Genomic DNA, 12,457 nt, shown 5'->3' with positions numbered 1-12,457 from the left:
AGAAGTAGTACATTAATAGATGAAATCATAAGGAGGTTTCTGAATTAATGTTCTATGAAGACAATGAGAACCTGACCATCATGACCTACACCTTGAATAGTGGCATTAAAGGAACTGTACCTTTATCGAATAAGCAAATTCAGGAATGGATCGAGTGCTATCGTACCGACGCGAAATTCATCACGGCTATTGGTAAGGAGTTTTTCGGCCTCAATCCAGAGCTGGTTGCGGATTTCAAAGTGCATAACCGTTTTTCCAACTACGCCGAAGTGCTGAAGCCGGTGGGCAACCGCCAGGCGGAATCGGATAATACCGAGCAGCTGTCCAAAGCGTACGAAGAGAACCGCGTGTACTTCAAAGTCGACTGCAAATGCGGCACGACCTATACGACCTATTCCCAGTACTACACGACCAAATGGTATTGTTCCAAATGCAACGAGATCGTGTTTTTGGACAAGAAAAAGGGCAAAGTGGCTACGGACAAAGGCGATGCCTGGTACATGACCAACAAATATTACGTAGCGAGGGACTAGCAGGATCTGCGCGAAACGCCCGTCGTTCGGGTGAAGACATAGAGGAAATATCGAATTTTAGGGGACTTTTTTCGGGCCGTATGGGCTTGGGAGAGTCCCTTTTGTTTGGTTCGAAGTCTAAAATTTTTAATATTTTGTGACATAATTCACATATTAGGTCTTTTGGACCTGTGGTTGTGACATAAATCACATTTAGAATGACGACGGTCTGCCAGAATACAGGAAGAAGAGATTTTTCAATCGGGAACGATTGAAGAAAGTTTGCAGCATCTTTAAGGGAGCAAATGGATGGGGTATATCCATCGCCCAAGGGTTCGAACTGAAAACTATTAGAAAGAGGGAAGAACAATGGACGTAATTATGCTGTCGCGGATTCAGTTTGCGGCAACGACGATTTTTCACTTTTTCTTCGTCCCCGTGTCCATCGGTCTGGCGTTCATGATCGCGATCATGGAGACGATGTACGTCGTCAAAGGCAAGGAAGAGTACAAACATATGGCGAAGTTCTGGGGCAAGCTGTTCCTGATCAACTTCGCGATCGGCGTCGTCACCGGCATTCTTCAGGAATTCCAGTTCGGCATGAACTGGTCGTCGTATTCCCGGTTCGTCGGCGACGTGTTCGGCGCTCCGCTGGCGGTTGAGGCGCTGCTCGCCTTTTTCATGGAATCGACGTTTATCGGACTTTGGATTTTCGGCTGGGAACGGCTTTCGAAAAAAGTGCATGCGCTTTGCATCTGGCTGGTTGCCATCGGGACGATTATGTCGGCGTTCTGGATTTTGGCGGCCAACTCCTTCATGCAGCGCCCTGTCGGTTTTACGATCAACAACGGCCGGGCCGAAATGAACGACTTTTTCGCGCTGATCAAAAACGGCCAGCTGCTGCTTGAGTTTCCGCACACGATTTTGGCCGCGTTTATGACGGGCGCGTTCCTGGTTGCCGGCGTCAGCGCGTATAAGCTGCTCAAGAAAAAAGATGTGCAGTTTTTCAAAAAATCGTTCGTCATTGCGACCGTCATCGGTCTCGTTTCTTCGATCGGCGTGGCGCTTGTCGGTCACCAGCAGGCCCAATACCTGGTTAAAACCCAACCGATGAAAATGGCCGCAACCGAAGCGCTGTGGGAAAACAGCGGCGACCCTGCGCCTTGGACGGTGACGGCGTTCATCGATACGAAAAATCAGAAAAATACCGCAGAGTTCCAGATCCCTTACCTGCTCAGCTTTTTGTCGTACAGCAAATTTTCAGGGGAAGTGCAGGGCATGAAAGAACTGCAGGCCCAATATGAGCAGCAGTACGGCCCGGGCGACTATATTCCGCCGGTGCGCACGACTTTCTGGAGTTTCCGCGTGATGGTGGCCAGCGGTTCGCTGCTCATTTTGCTCAGCATGTACGGGGTGTATTTGGCGGCGCGCAAAAAGCTGGAGAACCGGAACAAATGGTTCCTGCGCCTTATGGTATTTGCCATTTCGCTGCCGATCATCGCCAACACTTCGGGCTGGATTATGACGGAAATCGGCCGCCAGCCATGGACGGTATTCGGACTGATGACGACCGCGGACGGCGTATCGCCGAGCGTAACCGCAGGCCAGGTGCTGTTTTCCCTGATCGCATTTACCGGCATCTATGCCGTATTGGCCGTCGTTATGGTCTACCTGTTTATCCGCGTCATCAAAAAAGGACCGTACGCCGCCGAGACGCCGGCGGAAACGTCCAGCGATCCATTTGATAAGGAGGAATACCGCCATGCTATCTCTTAATGAGCTGTGGTTCGTGCTCGTCGCGGTGCTGTTCACGGGGTTCTTTTTCCTCGAGGGCTTTGATTTCGGCATCGGGATGGCGACGGGCGTTTTGGCGAAAAACGATACCGAACGCCGGGTGCTGATCAATTCCATCGGCCCGTTCTGGGATGCCAACGAGGTGTGGCTGCTGACGGCCGGAGGCGCGATGTTCGCGGCTTTCCCGAACTGGTACGCCACGCTGTTCAGCGGATTTTATACGCCGCTTGTCCTGCTTCTGCTTGCGCTCATCGGGCGGGGAGTCGCCTTTGAATACCGGGGCAAGGTGGAGAAGGCTTCCTGGAAAAAAACATGGGACATCGTCATCCTGATCGGCAGCCTGCTGCCGCCGCTTCTGCTGGGCGTCGTGTTCGCCGATTTGATTCAAGGCTTGCCGATCGACCGGGCGATGGAAATGAAAGCTTCGTTTTTCGGCGATATCGTGAATTTCTATTCCGTTGTCGGCGGTTCGACGATGGTCGTGCTTTGCCTCGTGCATGGCTTGCTGTTTGCGACGCTGCGGGTAACGGGCGACCTTCAGCAGCGCGCGCGCCGCATGGCCCGCAGCCTGATGGTTCCGCTGGCGGTGCTGGTTGTCGCTTTCTTTACGCTGACGTATTTCAACACCGGCATTTTTGAAGCGCGCGGCGGCATCCTGATTGCCGTATTGGCTGCTTTGGCCGTCGCGTTTGCGCTGGCGGTCGTATTTTCCGGCAAGAAAAAAGACGGCTGGGCGTTTGGCATGACGGGCGCGGTGATCGCGCTGGCGATCGCGACGTTTTTCATCGGATTGTTCCCGAACGTCATGATCAGTTCGATCGATGCGGCCTTTAACCTGACGGTGGACAATGCGGCCTCCGGACATTATTCGCTGAAAGTAATGACGATCGTGGCTTTATCCCTGCTGCCTTTCGTGCTCGGCTATCAAATCTGGAGCTATTTTGTTTTCCATAAACGGGTTCACGAGAAAGGGCATTTGGAATATTAATGGATCGGAATTTGCTCGGCTATAAAGGGATAAAGCCAATTCTTGCCGCCTCGTTGGCGTTAACGCTTGCACAAAGCCTGTCGATCATCCTGCTGGCAAGATGGCTGGCGGAGGCTCTCTCCGCCCTTTTTGCCGGCGAACCGCTTCATGGTCAATACAACAAATTGATGATGTTTCTGGGGGCATTCCTGGTCCGGCACATCATCGGTTTCATTCAGCAAAAAATGAGTTATGCCTTCGCCGAACGTACCGGGGCCGACCTGCGGCAGCAGGTGATGGAGAAGCTGTTCCAGCTTGGGCCGAGGTTCGCGAGGCAGGAGGGAACGGGCAATCTCGTCACGCTCATTCTGGAAGGAACGTCGAAGTTCCGCAACTATCTGGAGCTGATCGTGCCGCGGATGGCCGGGATGGCGCTCATCCCGTGGATCATCCTGGCGTACATTTTTTTGCAGGATATCACTTCGGGGATCATTCTGATCCTGTCGATGCCGATTTTGATCGCGTTTTTGATCCTGGTCGGGCTGGCTGCGCGCAAAACGACGGAAAAGCAGATGGACACGTACCGCACGCTGTCCAACCACTTCGTCGACTCGCTGCGCGGGCTCGAGACGCTGAAGCTGCTCGGGCAAAGCCGGGAGCATATCGGCAGCGTCGCACGGGTCAGCGACCGGTACCGGTCGGCGACGATGCGTACCCTGCGCGTGGCGTTCCTGTCTTCTTTTTCGCTCGACTTTTTTACGATGCTGTCGGTGGCGGTCGTGGCCGTCGGGCTGGGCTTGCGGCTGATCAGCGGCGATCTGGCGCTGGTGACCGGGCTGACGGTGCTTATTTTGGCGCCGGAGTATTTTTTGCCTGTGCGGATGGTGGGCGCGGATTTCCATGCCACGCTGGACGGCAAGGAAGCCGGAGCCGCGATGCGCAGCATCATCGACGAGCCGCTTAATGAAGATGCGGATGATGTGAAAACCGGCCGGGAAAAGAGCGAATTGCACTGGACGGCGAACAGCCGCCTGATCTTATCGAATGTGGGCGTGAGGCATCAGCAGGAGGGGCCGCATTCGCTGCAGAATGTATCGCTCGATTTGCAGGGGATGGGCAAAATCGGGATCATCGGCGCCAGCGGCGCAGGCAAATCCTCGCTGATCGATGTGCTTGGCGGATTTCTGAAGCCTTCCGAAGGGTTCATGGCGGTGGATGGCCGGCGGTTGGATTCGTCGTCGCTGGCGGAATGGAGAAAGCGGATCACGTATATTCCGCAGCATCCTTTTATTTTTAGCGGTACGCTTGCGGACAATATCCGATTTTATGCGCCGGATGCGCCCGACTCGGATGTGGAGCGCGCAGTGGCGGCGGCCGGGCTGAAGGAGCTGGCGCAGAGCCTGCCGCATGGCGTGCAAGAGACCATCGGCGGAGGCGGGCGCCAGTTAAGCGGAGGGCAGGGGCAGCGCGTGGCGCTGGCCCGGGCTTTTTTAAGCGAGCGGCCCGTCATTCTGCTGGATGAACCGACGGCGCATCTCGATATCGAGACGGAATATGAGTTGAAGCAGACGATGCTGCCGCTGTTTGAAGGGAAGCTGGTATTTTTGGCGACGCATCGCCTGCATTGGATGCCGGACATGGATTTGATTATCGTGCTGGAAGGTGGGCAGCTGGCTGAAATCGGAACCCACGAGGAGCTGCTTTCCCGCAAGGGAGCCTATTATGAACTGATTGAATCGCAACGGGAGGGAGTCCATTGAGAGAAGAAAGCTGGCTTCGTCCGTATTTTCGGGCGTACTTCGGACGGTTTCTCGTCATTATCGCCCTTAGCTGTCTTACGCTCCTGGCCGCGGCGATGCTGATGTTCACCTCGGGTTTCCTCATTTCCAAAGCGGCGCTGCGGCCGGAAAACATTTTGATGGTGTACGTGCCGATCGTGCTCGTGCGCACCTTCGGGATCGGGCGCGCGGTCGTGCATTACGTGGAACGCCTGGTCAGCCATGACGCCGTGCTGCGGATCGTGTCGCGGATGCGGACCCGGCTGTACCGCGTGCTGGAGCCGCAAGCTTTGTTTCTGTCCTCCCGGTTCCGGACCGGGGACGTGCTTGGCGTGCTCGCCGACGATATCGAATATTTGCAGGACGTTTACCTGCGGACGGTATTTCCTAGCGTGGCGGCGCTTGTGCTGTATATCGGCTCGATCGCGGCTTTGGGACGGTTCGACCTTCGTTTTGCTTTGATGATGGCGCTGTACATTTTGGTGTTGATCGCCGTGCTGCCATGGGTGTCGCTGCTCATCACCAAAGCTAAAAGCCGTTTGGCGAAAAAGCAGCGCAGCGGGCTGTACGCCAAGCTGACCGACGCCGTGCTTGGCATGAGCGATTGGGTCATCAGCGGGAGAGAGCGGCAGTTTTTGACTGCATACGAAGCGGCGGCACAGGAGGCGGCCAAGGTGGACGGCCAGCTGAGAAGCTGGGCGCGCTGGCGGCAGCTGATCGGGCAAGTCGTGGTTGGCCTTTGTGTGATTTCGATGGTGGTCTGGTCCGCCGGGGAATACGCCGCCGGACATATCACGGCCGTGCTGATCGCCGCGTTCGCGCTTGTCGTGTTCCCGATGATGGATGCGTTTCTGCCGGTGTCCGAGGCGATCGAAAAAATCCCGGGCTATCAGAGCTCTTTGCAGCGCCTGGGAGAGATTAGCCGGCAATCGAGGGAAGTTGGCAGCGAAGACGGTACAGATACGACGGCGCAAGTCGGCGGCCTCGAAGGGGGAGGCACACGGGATGTTCATCTAAATGTACAGAACCTGTGTTACCGTTATGACGACCATTCCCCTTGGGCGCTGCAGGATATTTCCCTGGACCTGCCGCAAGGCAAACGGATCGCCGTCATCGGGCGCAGCGGCGCCGGCAAATCGACGCTGCTGAAGCTGATCGAAGGAGCTTTGGCGCCGACGTCGGGCAGCGTCCGTCTGAACGGGACGGAAGCTTGCGCCATTGGCGACGCGATGCCGCAGGTGGTTTCGGTGCTGAACCAAAACCCGCATCTGTTCGATACGACGGTAGCGAACAACATCCGCCTCGGCGACCGGGATGCGACCGACGAGGAGATCCGGCGCGCGGCGGCGCAGGTGAAGCTGGACCGTCTGATCGAATCGCTGCCGCTTGGCTACCGGACGCCGATGCACGAAACCGGGCAGCGTTTCTCCGGCGGCGAGCGCCAGCGGATCGCGCTGGCCAGGGTGCTGCTGCAGGACAATCCGGTGGTCATCCTGGATGAACCGACGGTGGGGCTTGATCCGCGTACGGAACGGGATCTGCTTGCAACGATTCTGGAAACGATGAAGGGCAAAACGCTCATCTGGGTGACGCATCATTTGATGGGTGCCGAGCAGATGGATGAAATCATTTTTATGGAGAACGGCCGCATCGAAATGAGGGGTTCCCATGCGGAGCTGATGGCGGCATCGGAGCGGTACCGCCGATTGTACCGGCTTGACCGGCCGGAGATTGGGTGGTAGACGAGAAAGGTCAGGTCGCAAGAATGCGGCATGGCCTTTTTTGCACGCCCGGCATGTTGCGGCTGACGAGGAGTAGATGCGGATCTTGAATAAAATCGCAATATTCGCACATCCTATAAATGGTTGAAATGGCATGCAAAGGAGGTGCGATCGAATGGTGGACAACAATAATTCCCAAGAGCCAAGCAAATATGAAGTGCAAAGAACCGAGCTGAACAAAATGCCGGCGCCTGACGAGCAAAGAGAGGAATTTGCGAAGGAAATGGTCGAGGACGCGAAAGAGGCGTTCGGCGGGAAGCAATCCGATTAGTTAGCGGCAAGCTTCATGGACAAATTGTAGGCTGACAGCCGTTTAACTCATGGTTTACTTAAACATACGATATCGCGACTGCAAGGGGTGTCTTTCGGGTCTATGACTCGTCGGGACATCCTTTGCTTGTTGGTGCAGTCTTTTGGCTTCCGCTCTTGATGCAGCCCATTTATCTCAGGATTTTGCAAAATTCGATTCCTGCCGCTTCCGGGTACAATATATAGACGAACTAGACCGTTTCGCTCTATATATTGCTGATTGAAAGTCGCTTTTTGGATTTTTGCAAAATCCTCATCTATTTTACCCATGTCCCATACTTGACTTATCGTTCAAGAAAAATTATAGTATAAGACACGAAAAGGAGGGCAATGCCATGGGCAGACATAAAGAGTTCGACCAGGAAAAAGCCGTCGACCAGGCGCTCGACCTGTTTTGGGAAAAGGGCTACGAAAGCACCTCCATCCAGGATTTATGCGATCATCTGGGCATCCATCGGGGCAGCCTTTACGATACGTTCGGGGATAAACACGAGCTGTTTTTAGCCTGCCTTGACCGGTTTAGCTTGCGGGCCGACGAAAATTATAATTATATTTTAAAAGAGGACAGCGATTCGCCGCGCGAGCAACTGGAGCGTTTTTTCTCTAAAGTCATCGACGTGTCGATGAACAACGCGGCGCGCGGGCGTGGCTGCCTGATGACGAATACGACGCTCGGACCGGTGGCGTACGTGCCGAATGTGGCGCGCCGTCTGGAGGCGTATTACACGAACTCGGAATCTTTGTTTTTCAGCTATCTGATGCGTGCGCAGAAAAAAGGCTGTCTGAAGAGCAAAAACAGCCCCCGTGAATTGGCGCGTTTTTTGACAGGGGCCAAACAAGGCTTGCATGTCATGGCCCGGAGCGCGGCTGACCGCAGCGTATTGGAGGATTTTGTCAAGGTAACAATTTCTACTGTGTTCTAATTTTTTTAATCATTTCTTGAATTATCGTTCAAGTATTATTTTTTCCGTCATGACGCTGTTTTAAATGTTTGTGAAAATACGTCTGTCATTTCAAAATACGTTGATAGACGGTTTTCTTTCCCTATTTTCTTGAACGATGATTCCAAAAAAGGAGAAGATCCAATGAAACGCATGTTATGGGTGTTTTTGATGATGTCCATCGGGGCTACGTTTACTTCGCCCTTATTTCCGCTTTACCAGGAGCACTATCGATTGAATAGTCTGCAAATCACCGTTTTATTTGCGGTTTATGCGTTGTTTTTGCTTCCGTCCCTGCTCATTTCCGGATCCAAAGGGAGCAGGTGGGGGCTTAAAAGAGTTTTGCGCTTCAGCGTGTGGTTATCCATCATCGCCACGCTTGTTTTTATGGTGAGCCAGCAGGCATGGCTGGTTTATGCCGCCAGAATTCTCGAAGGCATCGCGTATGGCACCTTTACGGGAACGGCCGTAGCCTTTCTGCTAAAGCAGACTCCGAAGGAGCAAACGGGCAAAGCATTAGCGTTGTCGGGAATAACGGTATCCGTCGGCTTCGGCCTGGGGCCGGCCATTACCGGGCTCGTCATTCAATATCTTCACCTCATGCCGCTGAGGGTGCCGTTTTGGATTTTGACATTGTTTTTGCTTAGCGGGCTGATCACGTTTGAAACGTTAAAAGACCGGGACTTCGAAGCACGCAAACAACTTGCCAATACGCCTCCGGCACCGATTTCCCTCGGGGTTCCCGATGAAATACGGAGCCCTTTCTGGTCCTTCAGCGCGCTGCCGATCTTTACGTTGTTTACGCTGAACGGCATCATCCTGTCACTGATTCCTTCGTTTGTGAAAAGCGTCCTTCATTCGTCGAACTTGTCGGTATCCGGGCTGCTGATTTTGCTGCTGCTCGGTGGAGGAGCAATGCTGCAACTGCTGCCGTTCGTCAAACATCCGGTCCACCGTCTGCGCCTCGGCATTGCATTGCTGTCGCTTGGCGCCTGGCTGGTCGTCTTTTCGGGTTCGACAGGAAGCATCGGATTGCTCTGGGCTGGCGTTTTGATTCAGGCGCTCGGCAGCGGGTGGACGTTCCAGGTCAGTTTGCGCCTGGCCGGGGAGCTGCCGAATCCGGAAGCCCGGTCGAAGGTCGTTTCGACCTTTTATTTCGCCGGATATTCGGGATTCATCGTTCCGGTCGTCGGCACCGGCGTGCTGACCTATTTCTTCGACATGAACGTGTCGCTGATCGTCCTGAATATTCTTGCTTCCTTGCTGGTTGTTTACGTGCTGGCCTATTCCGTGAAGTTCGCCCGATATTACGCCAATCGAAACGGGAAGCCGCTGACGGGGAAGAGCCGAAGCGTATCTGCGTAACCCCGTGGCGACGAGCCGCCGGAACGTATAGCACGGAATGATTCAGAGCGCTTTGGTCGATGGGGCGTCGTGAATACAGAATTTTATGTGAATTAATTCTAATCATAGGGCTGCCCTTATAGGCAGCCCATTTTGTTCTATAGCTCCTCGAACAGCCTCCTTCTTAGGAGTGTTAGCTCCAAAAAATATCAATTCAAAAAAATTCAAATGTCCCTTTTAAGCAATCTGAAGTGTTATAACAGATAAATAGAGACATGGGGGTGAACTCTGAGTTGGACTCAGCAGAGGAGTTTGTCAGTCGGGTGAAAGCAGGTGATCGGGAAGCTTTTCGACCGATTGTAGAAATGTACCAACAACAAATCTATGTATACTGCAGGCGAATGCTCGGGTGTAAGCAAGATGCGCAAGACGCGGTTCAAGATATTTTATTCAAGGCCTACACGAAGCTTGATTTGTACGAGTCGAGGGCCACGTTCTCATCATGGTTGTATAAAATTGCCTATCATCACTGCCTTAATATGCTTCGTAAGCGCCGTATCCGTGATCAAGTATATCGACTTTTTAAACCTGCAACGTTCACCGAAAGCGCGGAGCAAAAGCTCGACCATCAATGGTTCAGTCCACCGCTTGAACATGCCCTGTCCAGGCTGTCGGCGGATGAGCGAAGTATTCTGATTCTAAGAGTTTTTGAAGAGAAAACTTTCGCCGAGATTGCAGACATTCTCGGTAAAAGCACGGATGCGGTGAAGAAAAAAAATACGCGATTAAAACAAAAAGTAATCCGGCTGATCAATGAGAAGGAAGGTGAGAAGGGATGCAAGACAGGGGAGAGTCTGGTCAAGATCAAGCTCTGAGAAACATGGAACGCACGGAAAGTCATGATCAAATCGACGTTACATCAGCTGTAATGAGCAGAATTTATCAATACGAGGGAAAAAACTCTTCTCAGCGTTCAGGTGCTCGCCCGCGGATGGTTCTTGTCGCCTCATTTTGCGCTGTGGTCCTGCTCTCGTCCATTACCGTATACGCGGGCGCCAGATTTATTGAAATTAGAAACCATGAAGGAAAGATCGTCATCACTTCGATTGCGGAGCAATCAAACCCTTACGCAAACTATTACATAAATATATTGAACAAGTATGAAGCAGAGCTGAAGAAGAAATTGAAGCCTGGCGAGATGGCTGCTTATTATATCAAGGACAAACAAATTCAGGCGGCGGAGACGCTGGACCCGGTTCATTTCCTGTATGTCCCGTATATGCACCGCAGTTATGATGAATTTGCCAAAGAAATGCAGGCCACGGATACGCCCCAATTACGAGAGCCAACCTATATGCCGGAAGGGTATTTATTTGACACCGGCAGCATTCAAGCCAAACCTGAACCTTTCGTGGGAACACCTGAATATAAACAACTTCTCGCAGAACTGAAGGCGATGGCGGAGAAATCTCCGAATGAGAAAGCGTTATTCTATAAAATGATTCCTCCAACGAAAGGGGCATCGTCAATGATTCGATATCGCAAAGGAGACTATCGGATCAACATCATCGCTTTCTCCAAGCCCACGGATTCAACCGTTCAGGTTCCTTCCGGAAATGCCGAGAAACTAACGGTAAACGGAAAGGAGATGCTCCTTTCATCGACTGAATCGGGTTCAGCCGCATCCTATCATCGCAGATTAACGTGGCTTGACGCGACCGGACATGTATTATATAACATCACGGATGATGCGAGGGACCCGCTGCCCAAAGAAGAATTCGCCAAAATTGCAGCCGGAATCATGGGTGAATGAACGAGTGGAAAATAATTTCGCAAATGTAAAAAAGTGTCCCTTTTCTGGCTAACTGGTTGTTATATGTTATGTAATCAAATCAAATATGCAAGGCCTTGCGGCCGAAAGGAGCACGAATTTACATGTTAGGAACGAAATTGAAAACCGTTATTTCACTTGTAGCAGTCATGAGCATTGCAGGAACGGTCAGTGCATACGCCTCGACTTCGTCAGTATCGCCAAAAGACTTGAATAATAAAGTCGCTGTTTCCATGATCAAGGCAGATCCAAAGCCCGCAACTGTACAAGATCAGATTGATAAGCTGTACGCAAGTCTTAAGCCAGGCCAAGTCATCGCTTATTATGTGAAGGATTTAAAGCTTAACCCGTCCGATCGGATCTCATTTGCAGGGAGAGGTTTTGTGTTCCAGAAATACAACGATTATTTGGCCAAAATCAAGAACATAAACGCGCCTTCACTCGCGAAGCCCGCATCTTTACCAAAAGGTTATACATTCAAAGCTGGATTCTTATATCCCCAAAATCCGGATCCAACATCGGCATTATACGAGAAATTGGATAAAGAATTGAAAGAACAAGCAGCACAAGGAAAGAAAATCTTGTACACCAAGCCTTTGGAGGTCGTCGAAGAATCCAGTGCCGTTCTTACGTTCGTGAAAAACAAAGTAGAGGTGTCCGTGGTCGCGTCATTTGTGAAGCCCTCGGATCCTATAGGCGGCACACCTGTGCCAGGCTCCAATCCCGATCAAAAAACGGAAACCCTCGGAATCAATGGCGTTGAATGTACTTACACAACGGAGTTAAATGGGAGGGATCACTTAGATTGGACGGATTCAGCAAACCAGGTGCACTATTCGATTTCGGCCAAGAATGCGAAAACGGATGTCATCAACTTCGCTAAAAGCATGGTGAAGAAATAATCTGTTCTGTAATGGCATGCTAAAAGCAATGCGTATATAGAAAAGGGTTAGAATGTACAGAAAAAAAGGCAGCTCGGTCGACGAGCTGCCTTTTTTGATCAAAGTTTTTAATTCAGAAGGAGGTCACGCCCCTGCTATCGTTAGCGATTATTGGAGATTCCAATCATTGGAATTTCTTTTCCGGAGTATAATAAAAGGAGCTTTGATTAATACTAATAAATTCTTAATTTCCTCAAAAATTTAAAAAACAATAAAAGCACACATAAACAAAATGTATTAGGGGCGGTTCTAACCTTTA

11 protein-coding genes are annotated in these 12,457 nt (G+C 51.8%); all 11 read left to right on the top strand.

All coding sequences use genetic code 11. The annotated features are described in order from the left end of the window. Nucleotides 1–47 precede the first annotated feature (47 nt). The 11 genes from GQY55_RS15900 to GQY55_RS15850 all read left to right on the top strand — a co-directional run bounded on the left by GQY55_RS15900 (nucleotide 48) and on the right by GQY55_RS15850 (nucleotide 12,159). Nucleotides 48–533 carry a hypothetical protein gene (locus GQY55_RS15900; RefSeq protein ID WP_160042860.1) on the top strand — a complete coding sequence of 162 codons (486 nt, stop codon included), beginning with the start codon at nucleotides 48–50 and terminating at the stop codon, nucleotides 531–533. Between the two features lie 348 nt (nucleotides 534–881). Further along, nucleotides 882–2,288, top strand: a complete 1,407-nt coding sequence (locus GQY55_RS15895) for a cytochrome ubiquinol oxidase subunit I (RefSeq protein ID WP_160042859.1) — start codon at nucleotides 882–884, stop codon at nucleotides 2,286–2,288. Continuing rightward, on the top strand, nucleotides 2,275–3,294 hold the full coding sequence (gene cydB, locus GQY55_RS15890) for a cytochrome d ubiquinol oxidase subunit II (protein WP_160042858.1): 1,020 nt from the start codon (nucleotides 2,275–2,277) through the stop codon (nucleotides 3,292–3,294). The genes GQY55_RS15895 and cydB overlap by 14 nt, the downstream gene beginning before the upstream one ends. Next, nucleotides 3,294–5,033: a thiol reductant ABC exporter subunit CydD gene (gene cydD / locus GQY55_RS15885; protein ID WP_160042857.1), complete on the top strand. Its 1,740-nt coding sequence runs from the start codon at nucleotides 3,294–3,296 to the stop codon at nucleotides 5,031–5,033. The genes cydB and cydD overlap by 1 nt, the downstream gene beginning before the upstream one ends. Further along, nucleotides 5,030–6,793 carry a thiol reductant ABC exporter subunit CydC gene (gene cydC / locus GQY55_RS15880; RefSeq protein ID WP_160042856.1) on the top strand — a complete coding sequence of 588 codons (1,764 nt, stop codon included), beginning with the start codon at nucleotides 5,030–5,032 and terminating at the stop codon, nucleotides 6,791–6,793. The genes cydD and cydC overlap by 4 nt, the downstream gene beginning before the upstream one ends. A 154-nt stretch (nucleotides 6,794–6,947) precedes the next feature. Continuing rightward, nucleotides 6,948–7,103, top strand: coding sequence for a hypothetical protein (locus GQY55_RS15875; RefSeq protein WP_160042855.1), 156 nt, complete (start codon nucleotides 6,948–6,950; stop codon nucleotides 7,101–7,103). A gap of 373 nt (nucleotides 7,104–7,476) precedes the next feature. Then, entirely contained in the window at nucleotides 7,477–8,064 is a 588-nt protein-coding gene (locus tag GQY55_RS15870) for a TetR/AcrR family transcriptional regulator (protein WP_160042854.1), read from the top strand. A gap of 162 nt (nucleotides 8,065–8,226) precedes the next feature. Beyond that, nucleotides 8,227–9,447 carry an MFS transporter gene (locus tag GQY55_RS15865; protein ID WP_160042853.1) on the top strand — a complete coding sequence of 407 codons (1,221 nt, stop codon included), beginning with the start codon at nucleotides 8,227–8,229 and terminating at the stop codon, nucleotides 9,445–9,447. Between the two features lie 272 nt (nucleotides 9,448–9,719). Then, nucleotides 9,720–10,301, top strand: coding sequence for an RNA polymerase sigma factor (locus tag GQY55_RS15860; RefSeq protein WP_160042852.1), 582 nt, complete (start codon nucleotides 9,720–9,722; stop codon nucleotides 10,299–10,301). Continuing rightward, complete coding sequence (locus GQY55_RS15855; RefSeq protein ID WP_236575651.1) at nucleotides 10,262–11,239, top strand: hypothetical protein; 978 nt, start codon at nucleotides 10,262–10,264, stop codon at nucleotides 11,237–11,239. The genes GQY55_RS15860 and GQY55_RS15855 overlap by 40 nt, the downstream gene beginning before the upstream one ends. 122 nt (nucleotides 11,240–11,361) lie before the next feature. Continuing rightward, nucleotides 11,362–12,159: a hypothetical protein gene (locus tag GQY55_RS15850; RefSeq protein ID WP_160042850.1), complete on the top strand. Its 798-nt coding sequence runs from the start codon at nucleotides 11,362–11,364 to the stop codon at nucleotides 12,157–12,159. Nucleotides 12,160–12,457 lie beyond the last annotated feature (298 nt).

The organism is Paenibacillus sp. USDA918EY (assembly GCF_009870825.1).
GTDB classification, from domain to species: Bacteria; Bacillota; Bacilli; order Paenibacillales; family Paenibacillaceae; genus Paenibacillus_AQ; species Paenibacillus_AQ albilobatus.
Note: the sequence above shows the minus strand (reverse complement) of the source record. Positions and strands in the feature narration are given on the sequence as shown.

Excerpts from the sequence above, each read along its gene's own strand:
- GQY55_RS15875 (WP_160042855.1), top strand. The coding sequence starts at position 6,948 with ATGGTGGACAACAATAATTCCCAAGAGCCAAGCAAATATGAAGTGCAA.
- GQY55_RS15855 (WP_236575651.1), top strand. The coding sequence starts at position 10,262 with ATGCAAGACAGGGGAGAGTCTGGTCAAGATCAAGCTCTGAGAAACATG.
- cydD (WP_160042857.1), top strand. The coding sequence starts at position 3,294 with ATGGATCGGAATTTGCTCGGCTATAAAGGGATAAAGCCAATTCTTGCC.
- GQY55_RS15895 (WP_160042859.1), top strand. The coding sequence starts at position 882 with ATGGACGTAATTATGCTGTCGCGGATTCAGTTTGCGGCAACGACGATT.
- cydB (WP_160042858.1), top strand. The coding sequence starts at position 2,275 with ATGCTATCTCTTAATGAGCTGTGGTTCGTGCTCGTCGCGGTGCTGTTC.
- GQY55_RS15850 (WP_160042850.1), top strand. The coding sequence starts at position 11,362 with ATGTTAGGAACGAAATTGAAAACCGTTATTTCACTTGTAGCAGTCATG.
- GQY55_RS15870 (WP_160042854.1), top strand. The coding sequence starts at position 7,477 with ATGGGCAGACATAAAGAGTTCGACCAGGAAAAAGCCGTCGACCAGGCG.
- GQY55_RS15865 (WP_160042853.1), top strand. The coding sequence starts at position 8,227 with ATGAAACGCATGTTATGGGTGTTTTTGATGATGTCCATCGGGGCTACG.
- GQY55_RS15900 (WP_160042860.1), top strand. The coding sequence starts at position 48 with ATGTTCTATGAAGACAATGAGAACCTGACCATCATGACCTACACCTTG.